The sequence below is a fragment of the Streptomyces alboflavus genome (assembly GCF_000716675.1).
Lineage (GTDB): Bacteria > Actinomycetota > Actinomycetes > Streptomycetales > Streptomycetaceae > Streptomyces > Streptomyces alboflavus.
Map to the genome: position 1 here is coordinate 102,611 of NZ_JNXT01000010.1, position 18,647 is coordinate 121,257.

At 71.6% G+C, this 18,647-nt stretch carries 13 protein-coding genes; 3 read left to right on the forward strand and 10 right to left on the reverse strand.

All coding sequences use genetic code 11. The features are described 5' to 3' along the window. Positions 1 to 277: 277 nt before the first annotated feature. The 4 genes from OO63_RS10550 to OO63_RS10565 all read right to left on the reverse strand — a co-directional run bounded on the left by OO63_RS10550 (position 278) and on the right by OO63_RS10565 (position 5,809). Positions 278 to 1,306, reverse strand: a complete 1,029-nt coding sequence (locus OO63_RS10550; protein WP_030359101.1) for a CHRD domain-containing protein — start codon at positions 1,304 to 1,306, stop codon at positions 278 to 280. Positions 1,307 to 1,462: 156 nt separating this feature from the next. Continuing rightward, a complete protein-coding gene (locus OO63_RS10555; RefSeq protein WP_030359102.1) occupies positions 1,463 to 2,473 on the reverse strand; it encodes a polyprenyl synthetase family protein in 1,011 nt (336 codons plus the stop codon). Between the two features lie 591 nt (positions 2,474 to 3,064). After that, positions 3,065 to 3,871 carry a Cof-type HAD-IIB family hydrolase gene (locus tag OO63_RS10560; protein ID WP_030359103.1) on the reverse strand — a complete coding sequence of 269 codons (807 nt, stop codon included), beginning with the start codon at positions 3,869 to 3,871 and terminating at the stop codon, positions 3,065 to 3,067. An 801-nt stretch (positions 3,872 to 4,672) separates the two neighbouring features. Beyond that, a complete protein-coding gene (locus tag OO63_RS10565; RefSeq protein ID WP_030359104.1) occupies positions 4,673 to 5,809 on the reverse strand; it encodes a questin oxidase family protein in 1,137 nt (378 codons plus the stop codon). Between the two features lie 96 nt (positions 5,810 to 5,905). On the opposite strand from OO63_RS10565, the gene OO63_RS10570 reads away from it, so the two are divergent. Both OO63_RS10570 and OO63_RS10575 read left to right on the forward strand, forming a co-directional pair. After that, positions 5,906 to 6,415, forward strand: a complete 510-nt coding sequence (locus OO63_RS10570) for a MarR family winged helix-turn-helix transcriptional regulator (RefSeq protein WP_051810729.1) — start codon at positions 5,906 to 5,908, stop codon at positions 6,413 to 6,415. Between the two features lie 115 nt (positions 6,416 to 6,530). Then, positions 6,531 to 6,869 (forward strand): hypothetical protein, encoded by a 339-nt coding sequence (locus tag OO63_RS10575; protein WP_030359106.1) that lies wholly within the window; start codon positions 6,531 to 6,533, stop codon positions 6,867 to 6,869. 110 nt (positions 6,870 to 6,979) lie between these two features. Here OO63_RS10575 and OO63_RS10580 read toward each other — a convergent pair whose 3' ends face one another. Beyond that, entirely contained in the window at positions 6,980 to 8,185 is a 1,206-nt protein-coding gene (locus tag OO63_RS10580) for an FAD-dependent oxidoreductase (protein ID WP_051810730.1), read from the reverse strand. A gap of 117 nt (positions 8,186 to 8,302) precedes the next feature. After that, positions 8,303 to 9,556 (reverse strand): carboxylate--amine ligase, encoded by a 1,254-nt coding sequence (locus OO63_RS10585; RefSeq protein WP_030359108.1) that lies wholly within the window; start codon positions 9,554 to 9,556, stop codon positions 8,303 to 8,305. A 213-nt stretch (positions 9,557 to 9,769) separates the two neighbouring features. Here OO63_RS10585 and fahA point away from each other — a divergent pair, with 213 nt between their 5' ends. Further along, positions 9,770 to 11,065 (forward strand): fumarylacetoacetase, encoded by a 1,296-nt coding sequence (fahA, locus tag OO63_RS10590; protein WP_030359109.1) that lies wholly within the window; start codon positions 9,770 to 9,772, stop codon positions 11,063 to 11,065. A gap of 172 nt (positions 11,066 to 11,237) precedes the next feature. On the opposite strand, the gene recQ is transcribed toward fahA, so the two are convergent. From recQ to nuoL, 4 genes are all read right to left on the reverse strand, one after another. Beyond that, the gene (gene recQ, locus OO63_RS10595) at positions 11,238 to 13,247 is read right to left on the reverse strand and encodes a DNA helicase RecQ (protein ID WP_078619065.1); all 2,010 of its coding nucleotides are present in this window, start codon (positions 13,245 to 13,247) and stop codon (positions 11,238 to 11,240) included. 269 nt (positions 13,248 to 13,516) lie between these two features. Beyond that, positions 13,517 to 15,166, reverse strand: a complete 1,650-nt coding sequence (gene nuoN / locus OO63_RS10600; RefSeq protein WP_030359111.1) for an NADH-quinone oxidoreductase subunit NuoN — start codon at positions 15,164 to 15,166, stop codon at positions 13,517 to 13,519. After that, positions 15,163 to 16,734: an NADH-quinone oxidoreductase subunit M gene (locus OO63_RS10605; protein ID WP_033264000.1), complete on the reverse strand. Its 1,572-nt coding sequence runs from the start codon at positions 16,732 to 16,734 to the stop codon at positions 15,163 to 15,165. Before OO63_RS10605 ends, nuoN begins: the two co-directional genes overlap by 4 nt. 5 nt (positions 16,735 to 16,739) lie before the next feature. Then, positions 16,740 to 18,641 (reverse strand): NADH-quinone oxidoreductase subunit L, encoded by a 1,902-nt coding sequence (gene nuoL / locus OO63_RS10610; protein ID WP_030359113.1) that lies wholly within the window; start codon positions 18,639 to 18,641, stop codon positions 16,740 to 16,742. Between the last annotated feature and the right edge of the window lie 6 nt (positions 18,642 to 18,647).

An 18,647-nucleotide genomic window follows, 5' to 3' on the forward strand; every position in this document is an offset into this window, starting at 1 on the left:
TGTCTCCATCCGACCAAATCGGCCACGCGGAAGCGTCAGACCCCGGGAGCAAGTCCGCGTACTGCTCTGGGATGACAAAAAGGGGCGGCACCTCCCCCGTCCCGTAAGGGGAGGCGCCGCCCGGGAGGGTGACGGTCGGTGCGTCACGGGGGAGTTCCGCACGTACGTCACATGGTCTGAGCGTCGCGTTCTGGCGCTGCGACGACCGGCGAAGCGGTCAGCGCTGCACGAAGACGACCGGCGAAGCGGTCAGTCAGCGCTGCACGAAAACGGTCAGTCAGCGCTGTACGAAGACGTAGTCCGCGCCGTACGGAACGGCCACGATCTTGCCCTTGGCGCAGCCGCCGGACGGCTGGACGCCGCCGACGGTGTTCAGGCGCAGGATCTCGGTCGTGCCCGCGAGCAGCCCGCGCTTCTTGCCGACCTGCTTGGCCTTCAGGTCGAGTTCGGCGATGTTCTTCGCGCCGTTGGGCGTCTTGGAGATGAGCTTGCCGGTGACGCCGCTGCGGTCGGGCGCGACCCAGCGCGGGGTGCCGGAGTTCGGCGCGACGAAGTCGTGGGCGATGTGGCCGCCGAGGGTCGCGCGGACGTCGCGCTGCTGGAAGGTGAAGCCGCCCGAGCCGTCCTCGGCCTTCTTGCATTGGTAGATCTGCTTGCCCTTGAGCACGGAGGCCTGGAAGCTGCGGGCGGCCGCGTCCAGGGAGACGTTCGCGGTGACCTTGTGGAGCTGGCCGCGGACGGCTCCGCCGGGGAACTCGGCGGTGTGCAGGTTGGCGTAGAAGCCGTTCGGGTTCGCCTTGAGCTGCCCCAGCAGCGCGGCGTCCGCGACCTTGACCGTGCCGGTCACGCGCTGGTGCTCGGCCTTGGCGAGCAGCTTGGTGAAGTCGACCTTGATGCCGCCGTTGGTGCCCTTGACGCCCTGGTGGATGTGGAGCGCGGACGGCTTGGCGGTGCCGCGCCACTTGACGGTGACGCTGACCTTGTCGCCCTTGACCTTCACGAACTGCAGGGCCGCGCCGTCCTTGTCCCCGACGGCGGGACCGCCCTGCACGGGCACCTCGTTGGCCCCGTTCATGCTGGCCACGAAGAGGGAGCCGCCGCGGCTCGCGGTGCTGCTCCGCACCTCGACGGCGTCCCCGCCGTGGGCCCCGCCGTGCGCGGCGCTCTTGGAGCCCTTCGCCTCGCTCCCGCTGTCCGCCGTCGCGGGCAGGGCGGCGGCGGCAACCCCGGCGGCCGCGGCGACCGCGACACCGGTGACGATCAGGGTGCGGCGACGGTTCTTCGCAGAAGTACTGATGGCGCCCATGACGTGAAATCTCCCCGTTCCTCAGCCGACGCCCCCTGCGTCAGCTTCTGGGCATGAGTACGGAACGGATCTGAGCCTGGACTCAATCCAAGCTGAGGAATTTCACGTGACCTGCGTCACACGTCGAGTCGGCATGGCGGGACGCGGCCCCGAGCCTCACCCCGCGCGGTGGACCACCAGGTCACAGAGCTCGACCAGCGACGCCTTGGCGTCACACTCGGGCAGCGGGGCCAGCGCGGCCCGCGCCTCCTCGGCGTACCGCACCGTGTCCCGCCGAGCCAGCTCAAGAGCCGGATGCACCCGCAGCCGCGCCAGCGCCTCGGCGTGCCGCGCGTCGTCCGTGAGGTCGGAGTCGAGCAGCTCGCACAGCGCGACGTCCTCCGCGAGCCCGAGCCGCGCGACCCGCTCCCGCAGCCGCAGCACCGGCAGCGTGGGAATCCCTTCCCGCAGGTCGGTGCCGGGCGTCTTCCCGGACTCGGTGGACTCGGACGCGATGTCGAGGACGTCGTCGGCGAGCTGGAAGGCGACCCCGAGCCGCTCCCCGTACTGCGTGAGCACGTCCACGACCGCCTCGTCGGCCCCCGACATCATCGCGCCGAACCGGCAGGCGACCGCGACCAGCGAACCGGTCTTGCCCGCGAGCACTTCGAGGTAGTGGTCGACGGGGTCACGCCCGTCGGAGGGTCCCGCCGTCTCCAGGATCTGCCCGGTGACGAGCCGCTCGAACGCCTCGGCCTGGACCCGGACGGCCTCCGGGCCGAGGTCGGCCAGCGTGTGGGACGCGCGCGCGAACAGGAAGTCGCCGGTGAGGACCGCGACGGAGTTGCCCCAGCGCTGGTTGGCGCTGGCCACCCCGCGGCGGACATCGGCCTCGTCCATCACGTCGTCGTGGTACAGCGTCGCGAGGTGCGTCAGCTCCACGACCACGGCGGACGGCACCACACCGGGGGCGTACGGGTCGCCGAACTGGGCCGTGAGCATCACCAGGAGTGGCCGAAAACGTTTGCCGCCCGCGCGCACGAGGTGCTGTGCGGCCTCGGTGATGAAGGGGACCTCGCTCTTGGTGGCCTCGAGCAGGCCTTCCTCGACAGCCGCCAACCCGGCCTGGACATCGGCTTCGAGAGCCTGGTCCCGCACGCTCAGCCCGAAGGGCCCGACGACGGTCACGAGGGGTTCTCCTGTCTGCTGACGATCACAAGTCGATCACTCGGTCGATCATTCGTCGATGACACGGTTTGTCGATGTGTCGCTGCCATCACTCAAGTCAGCGTATCCGGTCGCCTTTCGATCACAGCGAGCGCCTGCCCGAGCAGAGGAGACCAGCGTGCCCGATAGACATGGAATGACCGAAATACTCCACAGAGAACGATGTGCCCCACATGAAGGGAGTGATGCCTCCCTCCATCGGACGCCCCGCCACCACCCGCCCCGCCCCTGCACCCACTCCCGGCACACCGCCGGTACGCGCACCGAACCGGGGCGGCCCCCCGGGCCGACACCGGCGAGCCCCGTCCACCCGGCCCCGGACCCCGCCGGAGGACGGTGACGACATCCGGCCAGAGATCCGGTGTGTGCACGTTTCCGGCCATGGTCCAGGAGCGGGGACCGAGGGCGGGTGGCCGGGCTGAGGACGGGTGGCCGGGCCGAGGGTGGGTGGCCGGGCCGAGCGTGCGTGACCGGGCCGAGGCCAGGGCGGGCGTGGCTGCCGGGGTACGGAGCCCCGGCCCCGGCACCGGGGCGAGCCGCGCCCCCCGCCCCTCACCCCAGCAGCCGCTCAAGCACCACCGCGATCCCGTCCTCCTCGTTCGACGCGGTCAACTCGTCCGCCACCGCCTTGAGTTCGAGGTGGGCGTTGGCCATGGCCACCCCGTGCGCCGCCCACGCGAACATGGGGATGTCGTTCGGCATGTCCCCGAAGGCGATCGTGTCGGCGGCGCTCAGCCCCAGCCGCTCCGCCGCGAGGGCGAGCCCCGTCGCCTTGGTGACGCCGCACGGCTGGAGCTCCACCGTGCCGGGCCCGGACATCGTCACGGTCGCCAGCGACCCCACCGCGTCACGGGCCACCGCCGCCAACTCGTCGTCCGCGAGCGCGGGGTGCCGCAGCAGCACCTTGCTGATCGGCTCCTCCCACAGCACGTCGCGCCGGGGCACCCGCACCGCGGGCAACGTCGGGTGCGGCATCTCGTACCCGGGCTCGATCAGCGTCAGGCCGTCCACGCCGTCCTGGTCGACCGCCGCGAAGACCTGCCCGACCTCGGCCTCGATCTTCCCGAGCGCGGCCTCGGCCAGCTCCCGGTCCAGCGTCACCGACCAGACCATGCGGCCGCTCCCGGCGTCGTACAACTGGGCGCCCTGCCCGCACACCGCAAGACCGTCGCAGCCGAGCTCCTCAAGGAGCGGGCGCACGCGGGGCGCGGGACGTCCGGTGACGACGAGGTGCCGTGCGCCGCCCTCGCTCGCGGCGGCCAGCGCCCTGCGCGACCGGTCGGACACCGTGTCGTCGCAGCGCAGCAAGGTTCCGTCGAGGTCAGTGGCGATGAGGGCATATGCGAGGGGAACGGCCATGATCCGAAGAATACGGATCTGACGCCGGTCGGTAAGCCGTGTGGCAGGAGCTGTGACGGATCGGGTGCGCCGGGCGCACTCCCGGCAGACACCGGGGTGTGGGCCCGGATACGCCCGGTGACGCGCGCCCGGGGCGCATCCGCGCGCTGGCCCCGTCGGCCCGCTCCGGGTTCACCGGAACGAGGCGGCCCGGGATCACCCCCGCCCGGACCGACCCCGCCCAGACCGACCCCACCCGGCCTCGCTCGACCCCACCCGGACCGTCCCCCGCAACCCGAGTCACGCCGCCCACAGCAACCCGAGTCGCACCCTCCCCAGCAACCCGAGTCACGCCGCCCACGGCAACCCGAGTCGCGCCGTCCCTCGCAACCCGAGTCGCGCCGAACCGCCCCACGGCCGCGTGCACGCCTTCACGCCGGGCCCGAACTCCCGCACGCGGGCGGGCAGTCCGCCCCGAGGGCCGCCACGCCCTGGCCCGATGCGCCCTGGCCCGCTGCGCCCCGGCCTGCCCTGCCCGGCCCGGCCCTGACTCTCTGCGCCCCGGCCCGTCCGGCCCACCACCCCCGCCTGGCCCGCCACACCCCAGCCTGCCCCGGCCCGTCGCTCCCCGGGCTGCCCCGGCCCATCGCTCCCCCACGCCGCTCCAGCCCGCCGCACCCCGTCCTGCGTCGGCCCATCGCGTCCCGGCGTGCTCCAACCCACCGCACCCCGGCCCACCCCGGCCCGGCCACCCCTCGGCCCACCTTCCCCGTCGGCCCGCCCCTCCGTCACCAGCCCCAGTCCCAGTCCCACCCCCTCCGGCTAGTCCGCCGTCCCCGCCGACACCCCCGCCGCCCCTCCGCCCGCGTCCAGGCGGGGTATGCGGCGCTGCGCCGCGTACGCCGCCGCCGGATAGCGGGGGTCGGGCCGCAGTGCGTACTCCCGGAGGCAGCCTTCCGTGAACTTGATGACGTGCTCGTCGCCGTGCTCGACGGCGCGGGCGCCCAGCTCGTCGAGCGGGGGCAGGTCGTCGGCCTCGGCCCGCCAGGCCGACGACTCCTCGTCACGCCGGTCGGTGGTGAAGGCCAGCAGGAAGGCCGACTGGACCTGCCACAGTCGCGCGAGCGTCGGCTCGTACAACTCCTGCGGAAGGTGCGGCAGTACGAGGCGGGCCGCGGCGGGGGCGGTGAGGCCGTGGACGAGGGGGACCGGGAAGACCTCGGGGTGGCCCAGATACACATCGGCGAACTGCAGCGTCATGTCGCTGAGCAGCCGGGACGCCGGGTGCGGTGCCAGCCACTCCAACGACTCCGCGTACCCGGGGAGTCGGTCGAGGGTCTCGATGCGGCCAAGGGCGACGGCTGGTCCGCGCGGTCCTTCGAGCGGCACGCGGGGCAGCGCGGCGACGGCCTCCGGGACGGTGCGGGGGCCGCGCAGGGCGGGGGTGCCGGGCAGGGCCCGATACCGGGCGGCCCAGTACGCCAGGCCTCTGGCCAGCTCGTCCAGTTGGAGCCGCGTCGGCTTCTCCCCGGCGACAGAGAGACCCCGCACCGCGTGCGCCGTCCGGATGAGGCCGTGCGTCAGGCCGGCGAAGAGGCCGGGGAGCAGGCGCGGCCACCAGCGGGCGAGGACGTCCCGCCAGGCAGCGGTGGCGAGTTCGCGCGCGAACAGCCGCTCCCAGTCCCCCGCACGGCCGAAATCACCCAGCGCCTGCCGCCACGACGACTCGTCGGCGGGGTCGAGGGCGAAGCGCGCGGCCGGAGGCTCGTGGTGGTCGAGGGCGCGCCGATAGCGCCCGATCCAGCCGGCCACCTCGTCGCCGTGCCCGAGCACCGCGACGGCCTCGGCGCCCATGGGCCCGTGATTGGCGAGGTCGACGCCGACGCCGCGCTCGTACCCGAGGTCCTCCAGTCGTTCCAACGCGTCATTGACGGCTTCGTAGTAGCTGATCGACGGCATGCTCACTCACCTTCAGAAAGCTCGTGGTCCACACAGGGCTCGTAACACTTTGGATACCCAAACAGTTCGGGGATCCAAACAAACTACACTCACGGAATGCAGAGCGCGCAAGAACCGGAGCAGCCGGGGGCCGGGTCCTCCCAGCACCCCCTCACCCCCGTCGAGATCCGGATCGTGGGGCTCGTGCCGCTCCTGGAGCCGTATTTCCGGGGGGCGGCCGTGAGCGCGCTGATGCCGGAGCCGCTGCGCGAGGCCATGGACAGCCACGGCCTGACCCCGCGTCACGGCGCGGTCCTTCCCCAGCTCCTCGCGGCCGACGGGCCGTTGACCGTCAGCGGCATCGCCGACCGGCTCCAGGTGTCCCTGCCGACAGCGAGCGAACTGGTCGGGGGCCTCGCCCGCGCCGGCATCGTCACGCGCGCCCCGGACGAGACGAACCGCCGCCGGGTCCTCGTGTCCCTCGCCGAGGAGTACCGCCCGCTCCTGGAGTCGTTCGTCGCCCGCCGGGGCGAGCCGCTGCTCCGTGCCCTCGCGGGGCTCCCCGCCGAGCAGCGGGAGGGGTTCATGGCGGGGCTGCGGGCCTGGGTGCGCGAGGTGCAGCAGTAGCGCGGGGAACCGTTCGCGCCGCGCGCACGTCGCACAGGGGCAAGCCGGTCTCCCGTACGCGGGCAGGCCTCCGTACGTCACCTGGCACGAACGTCACCTGGCACGAAGGAACGACATGACTCTCCGTCCGGCCCGCAAGCTCGCCCTCACCACCGCCGCCTCCGCCGCGCTGCTCACGGCGCTGCTCACCTGGCAGGCAGTGGCCGCGGACTCGGACGGCACCGGCAGGGAGTCGCGCCCTGGCGCGGGGGCCGCGGTGTCGGACACCGCGCGCACGAAGACCGGCAAGGAGTCCCCCGCGACGCCCGGCAAGAAGCCCGGCAAGGCTCCCGCCAAGGCGTCGGACACCACGACCGGCGAGGTCGAGCACGGCGGGACCGACGCGGCGGGGTACTGGACGCCGGAGCGCATGCGCGACGCCCAGCCCGCGCCCATGCCTGTGGTCGAGCGCTGAGGCCGGACGCCCCGGCCGCCGGGCCCGAGGCCGAGCCCGGACGGTGACGGCCGAGCGCCGAGCCCGGACGGTGACGGCCGAGCATTGAGCCCGGCGCGCCGGGCCCGCCCTCACGCCCCCCGGTGGGCCGCCGCCAGGTGCCCCGCGAGCCGCGGCGAGGCGAACTCCGTGCCGCACACGAACCGCATCACCGGCCCGTACGACGACCCGGCGAGCATGCCCGTGAAGTACAGGCCGGGGACCGAAGAGACATAGCCCGCGCCCAGCTTGGGCGTGCCGCGGCTGGTGGCGAGGCGGGCGCGCAGGCCGTGGCCGAGGAAGCTGAGGGCGGCGAGGTCCACGCGATAGCCCGTCGCGGCGATGACGTGGTCGGCCGCCAGCTCCCTGGCCCGGCCGCCGAGGGTCTCGAGGCTGAGGACGGGGCGGCCGTCGCGGGTGCCCGTCGTCACGATGCGCCGCACCTCGCGCGCCTCGACCTTCCGCTCGAACCGCTCCCGCAGCCACCAGGCGCCGAGCGGGCCGAGGACGCGACGGGTGAGGTAGTGCCGAGTAGCCGCGGGGAGGTGGCGGTACCCCCCGGCGTGATAGCTGAACGCGTACAGCGACCAGGCGCGGCCGAACGGGGACTCCGGGCGCAGCTTCGGCTGGTCCCACGGCGGCGCGCCGAACGCCACCGAGCGCCGCCCGCGCGCGACCACGCGCACCCTCGCGCCCGCCTCCGCCGCGAGCACCGCCGTCTCCAGGGCGGACTGCCCGGCACCGACGACGAGCAGGTCCTGGTCGGCGTACCGCGTGAGGTCGTGGTGCTGTGCGCTGTGCGAGACGGGGCCCGCGGGCGAGGGGCCGTCCGGCACGGCCGCAGCCAGCTCGGACGGGAGCCGCGACAGGCCGGACAGGCCGGTGGCGACGACGACCGCGCGGGCGGTGAACTGCTCACCGGAGTCCAGCTTCAGCTCGAAGCCGCCGCCCGGCCTGCCGTCGACGGAGACCACCCGCACCCGCTCCAGGTCGGGCACGATCTTCTGCTGGAACCACTGGCCGTACCCGACGAACGTCTCGACGGGGATGATGTCCTCGTCCGTGACGAGGCGGGGCAGGCCCGCCTCGTCACAGTAGTCGACGAGGGTGTGGCCGGGCTGCGGGGCGTCGATGTTCGACGCCACGGGTGTCGACTTGAGGAGCATCCCCGCGGGCATGTGCGCCTGCCAGCTCACCATCGGCTCGCCGAACACGCGCACCGGGATGCCCCGGGCCCTCAGATGCGCCGCCGCGGACAGGCCGTAGGGGCCCGCACCAATGACGGCGACCGGTTGCACTGATTGCGGTGGTTGCACCGGTTGCGCTGATTGCACTGGTTGCGCTGAATGCACTGGTTGATTCACGAAGTCCCTCCCCAGGACGTCCTGTGCGCCGTGCCGCCGCACGGCGCACCGTCACTTCGTGGTCGTGCCGCCGCGGCGGTTGGTCCGCCACAGCTGGAACAGATGCTTCGCTCCTGGCCGTACGAAGCGCGCGAGCATGGTGAAGACCGGCAGCATGTCGTCCGCCGCGAGCCACGCCAGCTCCGTGCCGCTGGCACGGGACGGCGCGTGCGGTGTCACATAGCCGCTGCGGCGGTAGGCGAGATAGGCGGGCAGATCGATGTTCTCCACGACATAGCGGTGTCCCGCGCGCTGCTCCCCCTCGGGAACGGCACGGCCGGTCAGATGCAGATGCATCGCCCGGACGACGTCGATCCCCGACTCGCTCTCGAAGAGGCGGAACTGGGCGCCCATGCGTGGGTTGAAGTCGAGCAGTTTGTACTGACCGTCGCGGCGGTCGAAGCGGAGGTCGAGGTCGATGACTCCGGCGAAGCCGATCTCTTTGATGAAACGCGCGGCGAGATCCGCGAGTTCCGGGTTGTCGACGACGTACGCCCTCGCCGTCATCCCCGCATGCGGCGGCCAGGAACGGACCTTCACGCCGGTGAACAGGGCGAGCGGGGCGGAGTCCGTGTCGAAGTAGGCGTGCACGACCCAGTCCTCGGCCTGCTCGCGCGGCAGATACTCCTGGAGGATCACGCCGGGCCGCTCGCCCCAGTCGCGGGCCAGCTCCAGCAGGCCCGCGGGCGTGTTGATGCGAGTGGTGCCGTTCACGGCGGGCTGTTGACGGCGCTGGAACGCCTCCCGGTTCTTGGCCACGACCGGGAACCGTGCCGTCGCGGCGAACTTCTCCACGTCCTCCTGACTCTGCGGGCACACCGACGCGGGCGAGGACAGGCCGTGCTCCACGCACAGCTCGTGCAGCCCCTGCTTGCTGGCGAGGCGCCGCGGCAGCGCGGGCGCCACCGGCGGGAACAGGAAGCCCCCGAAGTCCGCCTCCCGCAACTCCCGCTGGTGCTCGGCGATCAGCACCGCCGCTTCCTCGTCCGTCGGGATCAGCACCGTCGGCCTGCCGATCCGCCGCCCGATCCGCAGCAGCCCCTCCACCAGGTACGCGGGATCCTCGACGCCGGTGGTCGGCCACGGGAACGCACGGGTGAGGTAGCGGGACGCGGCCGCGGGCGTGTGCCGGTCCTCGGTGATCGCGTACATGGGGATGCCGAGCCGTCCCAGGCTGCGGATCGCCCCCACACCGCCGTGGTGCAACGGATAGTCGCCGAACTTCACCAGCAGTCCGGGCACTTCGCGGTCAGGCCTCAACCCCATGCCGCCGCCTGAAATGGTCACGGGTCCCCCCACGTGTCCGTCTGCGCCGAACCGGACCCACCCCTGTCCGTGTCCCCCTAAAGGAAGCTATGCAGGAACTGACCATTCCACTCCTGGTTCATCCGGACATTGCGAACTCTTTAGACACTGCCCCCGGAGAGGCATCCCACGTAACGTGTGGGGCACTCAGACCGGAAAGCGAGGCAGGCACGCATGTCCGAGCAGAACCCGCTCGACCTCCCCGAGGGCGACCCCTTCGGCCCGCACAACCTTCCGTACGGAGTCTTCTCCCCGGCCGGGTCCGCCACGGGCTCCGCAACCGGGTCGGCGCCCGGAGCAGCGCCCGGTTCCGCCGCCTCGGACGGCCGTCGGGTCGGCGTCCGCATCGGTTCGTACGTCCTGGACGCGGGCGCGGCCGCCGCCGCCCTCGGCTCGCCCTATGTCTCGCTGCTCGCCCAGCCCACCCTGGGTCCGCTGCTCGCCGCAGGACGCCGGACGTGGAGCGACGTCCGCCGCGCCCTCACCGCCTGGGTGACGGTCCCCGCCCACCGCGACGCCGTCCGCCCGCTGCTCCACCCCCTCTCCGACGTCACCCTGCACCTGCCCTTCGAGGTCGCGGACTACGTCGACTTCTACGCCTCCGAACACCACGCGTCGAACCTGGGCCGGATGTTCCGCCCGGACGCGCCCACGCCGCTGACCCCCAACTGGAAGCACCTGCCCATCGGTTACCACGGCCGGTCCGGCACCGTCGTGGTCTCCGGCACGGACGTGGTGCGCCCCACCGGTCAGCGCAAGACGCCCGCCGACACCGCGCCCGTCTTCGGCCCGTCCACCAAGCTCGACATCGAGGCCGAGGTCGGCTTCGTCGTCGGCGCGCCCTCCACGCTCGGGACCCCCGTGCCCCTCACGGACTTCCGCGAGCACGTCTTCGGCCTCTGCCTGCTCAACGACTGGTCCGCCCGTGATCTCCAGGCCTGGGAGTACGTCCCCCTCGGCCCCTTCCTCGGCAAGTCCTTCGCCACCTCCGTCTCGGCCTGGATCACGCCCCTGGAGGCCCTGGACGCCGCCCGCGTCGCCCCGCCCGCGCGCACCGAGCCCCTGCTCCCCTACCTCGACGACTCCGCCGAGTCCGTCGCGGACGAGCCCGGCGGCTACGACCTCCGCATCACCGTCTCCCTCAACGGCCACGTCATCTCCGAACCCCCCTTCTCCACCGTCTACTGGACCGCCGCGCAGCAGCTCACCCACATGACCGTCAACGGCGCTTCGCTCCGCACCGGTGACCTCTACGGCTCCGGCACCGTCAGCGGGCCCTCTCCCGAGCAGTTCGGCTCCCTCATCGAGTTGACCTGGAACGGGCGGGATCCGCTCGAACTGCCCGACGGCAAGCGGACGTTCCTCGAGGACGGTGACGTCGTCACGATGACCGCGTGGGCGCCCGGTCCCGGCGGGACCCGGGTGGGCCTGGGCGAGGTCACGGGGCGGATCGCGGCTACGCGGGGCTGAGGGCCGGGGGCCTTGCCGGGGGCTCCCCAGTCCCACCCCTTCCCGTAACTGGGGGCTCCGCCCCCAGACCCCCGCTATCGGCGCTCCGCGCCTCGTCCTCAAACGCCGGACGGGCTGGAAATTCCAGCCCCTCCGGCGTTTGAGGGGCGGGACTGGGGCGCACCCGCGAGGCCTACTCCCCCGCCACCACCTCAAGCACACCCTCCCCATACGTGGCCAACTTCTTCTCGCCGACCCCGCCGATGCCTCCCAGCTCCCCGACGGAGGCGGGCCGCACCGTGGCGATCTCCCGCAACGTCGCGTCATGGAAGATCACATAGGCGGGAACCCCCAGCTCACGGGCCTGCGCGGCCCGCCAGGCCCGCAGCGCCTCGAAGATGGGCACGGCCTCGGGCGCAAGCTCGGCCACAGCGGCAGCGGCCCGCGCCTTGCGCTCGCCCTTGGAGCCGGAACGCGCCGCGGTGGCGGGCTTCTTGGGCTCCTTGCGCAGGGGCACCTCGCGCTGCCGGCCGAGCACGGACCCACTCGCCTCGGTGAGCACCAACGTGCCGTACTCCCCCTCGACCGCGAGCAGCCCCTGGGCGAGCAACTGCCGGACCACGCCCCGCCATTCGCCCTCGCCGAGCTCCTCGCCGATGCCGAAGACGGACAGCTGGTCGTGGTCGAACTGGATGATCTTGGCGGTTCTGCGGCCCAGGAGGATGTCGATGATCTGGCCGGCGCCGAACTTCTGGCCGCGCTCCCGCTGCAGCCGCACGACGGTCGACAGGAGCTTCTGCGCGGCCACCGTCCCGTCCCAGGTCTCGGGCGGGGTGAGGCAGGTGTCGCAGTTGCCGCAGGACTCGGCGGTGGGGTCCTGGCCGAAGTAGGTGAGGAGCTGGGCGCGGCGGCACTGGGCCGTCTCGCACAGCGCCAGCATGGCGTCCAGGTGCGCGGCGGCCCGGCGCCGGAACGCCTCGTCGCCCTCGCTGCCCTGGATGAGCTTGCGCTGCTGGACGACGTCCTGCAGGCCGTACGCCATCCAGGCCGTGGAGGGCATGCCGTCGCGGCCTGCGCGGCCTGTCTCCTGGTAGTACCCCTCGACCGACTTGGGCAGGTCGAGGTGGGCGACGAAGCGGACGTCCGGCTTGTCGATGCCCATGCCGAAGGCGATCGTGGCGACGACCACCAGGCCGTCCTCGCGCAGGAACCGCGACTGGTGCAGCGCGCGCGTGCCGCTGTCGAGTCCCGCGTGGTACGGCACCGCTTCCACGCCGTGGCTGCGGAGGAAGTCGGCGGTGCGCTCCACGCCATTGCGCGAGAGGCAGTAGACGATGCCCGCGTCGCCCTCGTGCTCCTCCTTCAGGAAGGTGAGGAGCTGCTTCTTCGGGTCCGCCTTGGGCACGATCCGGTACTGGATGTTCGGCCGGTCGAAGCTCGCCACGAAGTGCTTGGCGTCGGGCATGGCCAGGCGCTGGGTGATCTCCCGGTGCGTGGCGTCCGTGGCGGTCGCCGTCAGGGCGATGCGGGGCACGTCCGGCCAGCGCTCGCCGAGGACGGACAGGGACAGGTAGTCGGGGCGGAAGTCGTGGCCCCACTGGGCGACGCAGTGCGCCTCGTCGATGGCGAAGACGGAGATCGTGGCCCGGGAGAGCAGGCCGAGCGTGGCGTCCAGGCGCAGCCGCTCCGGCGCCAGGTAGAGCACGTCGAGCTCGCCCGCGAGCAGCTCGGCCTCCACCACCCGGCGCTCGTCGAAGTCCTGCGTGGAGTTCATGAACCCGGCCCGCACGCCGAGCGCCCTGAGCGCGTCCACCTGGTCCTGCATCAGCGCGATGAGCGGGGAGACCACGACACCGGTGCCGGGGCGGACCAGGGCCGGGATCTGGTAGCACAGGGACTTGCCGCCGCCGGTCGGCATGAGGACGACGGCGTCGCCGCCCGCGATCACATGGTCGATGATCGCTTCCTGCTCGCCGCGGAAGGAGTCGTACCCGAAGACGCGGTGCAGTGTCTCCAGCGCGTTGCCCGCGGCTACCCGGCCGGAGCCCGCGCCGCGGCCCGCGCCCGCTCCGGTGCCCGGGTGCGCGTCCGCGAACGGATCCTCGCCGGGGTCGCCGAACGGGTCCTCCTCCGGCTCCCCGAAGGGGTCGTCGAACGGGTCCGGCTCCGCGAACCGACTCGCGCCCTCGTCCATCTCTGTCATGCCACCGATCCCATACATCGCCCAGCCCCCGTACGTCACGCCTCGACCACCGCGTGCTTCCACCACTGCGTCCACGATAGGGGTCCGCGCCGACAGCCCACGAAGTTATCCACAGGCCGGCCCCCGCAGTGTGAAGAATGCGCCACCTCCGCCCCGGCGCCTCCGCCACGCACGGCACCGCCGCACCCCGCACACGCCACCGCCCGGCCTCCCGCGAGCTGCGGGACACCGGGCGGTGGCGTACGAGGCGGGCGGGCCGGAGCCCTCGCCTACCGGACGAAGACTCCCGACTGGCTGGCCAGATCGAGGAAGTACTGCGGCGCCACACCGAGCACCAGGGTCACCGCGACGCCGAGCCCGATCGCCGTCATTGTCAGCGGCGACGGCACGGCGACCGTCGGGCCGTCCGCCTTCGGCTCGCTGAAGAACATCAGGACGATCACGCGGATGTAGAAGAACGCCGCGATCGCGGACGAGATCACACCGACCACGACCAGCGCGCCCGCGCCACCCTCGGCGGCCGCCTTGAACACCGCGAACTTGCCCGAGAACCCGGAGGTCAGCGGGATGCCCGCGAAGGCGAGGAGGAAGACGGCGAACACCGCGGCGACCAGGGGTGAGCGGCGGCCGAGCCCCGCCCACTTCGACAGGTGTGTCGCCTCGCCGCCCGCGTCCCGCACCAGCGTGACCACCGCGAACGCGCCGATCGTCACGAAGGAGTACGCGCCCAGGTAGAAAAGGACCGACGAGACGCCGTCCTTCGTGGTCGCGATGACACCCGCGAGGATGAAGCCCGCGTGCGCGATCGACGAGTACGCGAGGAGCCGCTTGATGTCGGTCTGGGTGATCGCGACGATCGCGCCGCCCAGCATCGTGATCACGGCGACGCCGTACATCACCGGCCGCCAGTCCCAGCGCAGGCCCGGGAGCACTACGTAGAGCAGTCGCAGGAGCGCGCCGAACGCGGCCACCTTCGTCGCCGCAGCCATGAAGCCCGTCACCGGCGTGGGCGCGCCCTGGTAGACGTCGGGCGTCCACATGTGGAACGGCACCGCGCCGACCTTGAAGAGCAGGCCCATCACGATCATCGCGGAGCCGATGAGGAGCAGCGCGTCGTTGCCCATGGTGCCCGCGAGGGCGGGGTCGACCGTGGTGATCGTGCCGTCGACGACCTTGGCGACCGTGCCGTACGACACCGAGCCCGCGTAGCCGTAGATCAGCGCGATGCCGAACAGCGTGAACGCGGAGGCGAAGGCGCCGAGGAGGAAGTACTTCACGGCCGCTTCCTGCGACATGAGCCGCTTGCGGCGCGCCAGGGCGCACAGCAGGTACAGCGGCAGCGAGAAGACCTCCAGGGCGATGAAGAACGTCAGCAGGTCGTTCGCCGACGGGAAGACCAGCATGCCGCCGATGGCGAACAGTGCCAGCGGGAACACCTCGGTGGTGGCGAACCCGGCCTTGGTGGCGGCCTGTTCGCCCTCACTGCCGGGTACGGCTCCGGCCTGTGCCACGAAGGAGTCGACGCGGTTGCCGTGCGCCACCGGATCGAGCTTGCGCTCCGCGAAGGTGAAGATCGCGACCAGGCCTGCGAGGAGAATGGTGCCCTGGAGGAAGAGCGCGGGACCGTCGACGGCGATGGCTCCCATCGCCGCGATGCGGGCCTTCGTGGTGCCGTAGCCCCCGGCCGCGAGGGCGACGACCGCGGCGAAGGCTGCGGCGAGGGCGACGACGGACACGAACAGCTGGGCGTAGTAACGGGACTTGCGCGGCACGAAGGCTTCGATGAGCACTCCGATGACGGCGGCACCGATGACGATCAGGGTCGGTGCCAGCTGGCCGTACTCGATGTTCGGCGCGTCGATCTTGTCGATCGGGTCGGCCGCCGTTGTCCACAGGCTGTGGACGGCTGTCGCACTCACTTGGCGGCCTCCACTTCGGGCTTGGGGTCCTTCTTCTGGACGTCGGACATGGTGTGCTTGACCGCGGGGTTCACCAGCTCGGTGACCGGCTTCGGATAGACGCCGAGGACGATCAGGAGGGCGATCAGCGGGGCCACCACGGCCAGCTCGCGCACCTTCAGGTCGGGCATCGACGCGACCTCCGGCTTCACCGGGCCCGTCATCGTCCGCTGGTAGAGCACGAGGGTGTAGAGCGCGGCGAGCACGATGCCGAAGGTCGCGATGATCCCGACCGCCGGATAGCGCGCGAACGTGCCCACCAGGACCAGGAACTCACTCACGAACGGCGCGAGCCCCGGCAGCGACAGCGTGGCCAGACCGCCGATCAGGAACGTGCCCGCGAGCACCGGCGCGACCTTCTGCACTCCTCCGTAGTCCGCGATCAGACGCGAGCCGCGGCGCGAGATCAGGAAGCCGGCGACCAGCATCAGGGCGGCCGTGGAGAGGCCGTGGTTGACCATGTAGAGCGTCGCGCCGGACTGCCCCTGGGACGTCATCGCGAAGATGCCGAGGATGATGAACCCGAAGTGCGAGATCGACGCGTACGCCACCAGGCGCTTGATGTCGCGCTGGCCGACGGCGAGCAGCGCTCCGTAGATGATGCTGATCAGGGCGAGCACCAGGATCGCCGGTGTCGCCCACTTGCTCGCCTCCGGGAACAGCTGGAGGCAGAAGCGCAGCATCGCGAACGTGCCGCCCTTGTCGACCACCGCCGTGATCAGCACGGCGACCGGGGCCGTGGCCTCGCCCATCGCGTTCGGCAGCCAGGTGTGCAGCGGCCACAGCGGGGCCTTCACCGCGAAGGCGAAGAAGAACCCGAGGAACAGCAGCCGCTCGGTGTTGGTCGCCATGTCCAGCGAGCCGTTGGCCCGTGCTTCGGCGATCTCCTGGAGCGAGAAGTTCCCGGCGACTACGTAGAGCCCGATCACGGCGGCCAGCATGATGAGGCCGCCGACCAGGTTGTAGAGCAGGAACTTCACGGCCGCGTACGAGCGCTGCGCCGAGGCCTTCTCGTCGCTGCCCGCGTGGGCGCGGTCTCCGAAGCCGCCGATGAGGAAGTACATCGGGATGAGCATGGCTTCGAAGAAGATGTAGAAGAGGAAGACGTCGGTGGCCTCGAAGGAGATGATCACCATCGCCTCGACGGCCAGGATCAGGGCGAAGAAGCCCTGGGTCGGCCGCCAGCGCGACGACTTCGTCTCCAGGGGATCCGCGTCGTGCCAGCCCGCCAGGATGATGAAGGGGATCAGCAGGGCGGTGAGCGCGATCAGGGCGACGCCGATGCCGTCGACGCCCAGTTCGTACCGCACCCCGAAGTCACTGATCCAGGCGCGTGATTCGGTCAGTTGATAGCGGTCGCCGTCCGGGTCGAACCGGACGGCGACCACGACGGCCAGCACGAGCGTGGCCAGCGAGAAGAACAGCGCGAGCCACTTGGCGGCGGTCCGCCGTGCGGCCGGGACGGCCGCCGTGGCGATCGCGCCGACCGCGGGAAGCGCGGCCGTCGCTGTCAGCAGAGGAAACGACATCGGTATCAGACCGCCCTCATCAGCAGGGTCGCGGCGATGAGGACCGCCACGCCGCCGAACATCGAGACCGCGTAGCTGCGGGCGAAGCCGTTCTGCAGCTTGCGCAGCCGTCCGGAGAGCCCGCCGACCGAGGCCGCCGTGCCATTGACCACGCCGTCCACCAGGGTGTGGTCGACGTACACCAGGGAGCGCGTGAGGTGCTCGCCGCCGCGCACCAGGACCACGTGGTTGAAGTCGTCCTGGAGCAGGTCGCGGCGGGCCGCGCGGGTGAGCAGCGAGCCGCGCGGGGCCACTGAGGGCACCGGCCGCCTGCCGTACTGGAGCCAGGCCAGGGTGACGCCGATGACGAGGACCACCATCGTGGCGCCCGTGACCGTGGCGGCGCTCAGCGGGGAGTCGCCGTGGTCGTGGTGGGTGACCGGCTCCAGCCAGTGCATGAAGCGGTCGCCGATGCTGAAGAAGCCGCCCGCGCACACCGAACCGACGGCGAGCAGGATCATCGGGATCGTCATGGACTTCGGCGACTCGTGCGGATGCGGCTGCTTGCCCTCCGCGTCCGGCTCCCAGCGCTTCTCGCCGAAGAAGGTCATGATCATCACGCGGGTCATGTAGTACGCCGTGATGGCCGCGCCGAGCAGCGCCACGGAGCCGAGGATCCAGCCCTCCGTGCCGCCCTTGGCGAACGCCGCCTCGATGATCTTGTCCTTGGAGAAGAAGCCGGACAGGCCGGGGAAGCCGATGATGGCGAGATAGCCGAGGCCGAAGGTCACGAAGGTCACCGGCATGTACTTCCGCAGGCCCCCGTACTTCCGCATGTCCACCTCGTCGTTCATGCCGTGCATGACCGAACCGGCGCCGAGGAAGAGCCCAGCCTTGAAGAAGCCGTGCGTCACCAGGTGCATGATCGCGAAGACGTAGCCGATGGGGCCGAGGCCCGCGGCCAGGATCATGTAGCCGATCTGGGACATCGTCGACCCGGCGAGGGCCTTCTTGATGTCGTCCTTCGCGCAACCGACGATCGCACCGAAGAGGAGCGTCACCGCGCCCACGACGGTCACGGCCAACTGCGCGTCCGGGGCGGCGTTGAAGATCTCCCCCGAGCGCACGATCAGGTACACACCGGCGGTCACCATCGTCGCCGCGTGGATCAGGGCCGAGACCGGGGTCGGGCCCTCCATCGCGTCCCCGAGCCAGGACTGCAGCGGCACCTGGGCGGACTTGCCGCAGGCCGCGAGCAGCAGCATCAGGCCGATCGCCGTCAGCTTGCCCTCGCCCGTCTCACCGGTGGCCTCCAGGACATCGCCGAAGGCGAACGTCCCGAAGGTGGTGAACATCAGCATGATGGCGATCGAAAGACCCATGTCGCCGACCCGGTTGACCAGGAAGGCCTTCTTGGCCGCCGTGGCCGCGCTGGGCTTGTGCTGCCAGAAGCCGATCAGGAGGTACGAGGCGAGGCCCACGCCCTCCCAGCCGACGTACAGGAGCAGGTAGTTGTCGGCGAGGACGAGCAGGAGCATCGCCGCGAGGAACAGGTTCAGGTAGCCGAAGAAGCGGCGGCGCCGCTCGTCGTGCTCCATGTACCCGATCGAGTACAGGTGGATCAGGGTGCCCACGCCGGAGATCAGCAGGACGAACGTCACCGACAGCTGGTCGAGCTGGAAGGCGACGTCCGCCTGGAAGCCCTCGACGGGGATCCAGCTGAACAGGTGCTGGTTCAGGGTCCGGTCCTCGGCCCCCTTGCCCAGCATGTCGGTGAAGAGCACAAGCCCGATCACGAAGGAGACGGCCGCGAGCGCCGTGCCGAGCCAGTGGCCCACCCGGTCGAGGCGGCGCCCGCCGCACAGCAGCACGGCCGCTCCGAGCAGAGGCGCCGCCACCAGCAGCGCAATCAAGTTCTCTGTGTCCACGGTTCT

Bases quoted from the DNA above. Each gene is read 5' to 3' on its own strand.
- OO63_RS10570 (WP_051810729.1), top strand. From the start codon at position 5,906: ATGCAGAGCGCGCAAGAACCGGAGCAGCCGGGGGCCGGGTCCTCCCAG.
- OO63_RS10585 (WP_030359108.1), bottom strand. From the start codon at position 9,556: ATGGGGTTGAGGCCTGACCGCGAAGTGCCCGGACTGCTGGTGAAGTTC.
- OO63_RS10605 (WP_033264000.1), bottom strand. From the start codon at position 16,734: ATGTCGTTTCCTCTGCTGACAGCGACGGCCGCGCTTCCCGCGGTCGGC.
- fahA (WP_030359109.1), top strand. From the start codon at position 9,770: ATGTCCGAGCAGAACCCGCTCGACCTCCCCGAGGGCGACCCCTTCGGC.
- OO63_RS10565 (WP_030359104.1), bottom strand. From the start codon at position 5,809: ATGCCGTCGATCAGCTACTACGAAGCCGTCAATGACGCGTTGGAACGA.
- OO63_RS10575 (WP_030359106.1), top strand. From the start codon at position 6,531: ATGACTCTCCGTCCGGCCCGCAAGCTCGCCCTCACCACCGCCGCCTCC.
- OO63_RS10560 (WP_030359103.1), bottom strand. From the start codon at position 3,871: ATGGCCGTTCCCCTCGCATATGCCCTCATCGCCACTGACCTCGACGGA.
- OO63_RS10550 (WP_030359101.1), bottom strand. From the start codon at position 1,306: ATGGGCGCCATCAGTACTTCTGCGAAGAACCGTCGCCGCACCCTGATC.
- recQ (WP_078619065.1), bottom strand. From the start codon at position 13,247: ATGACAGAGATGGACGAGGGCGCGAGTCGGTTCGCGGAGCCGGACCCG.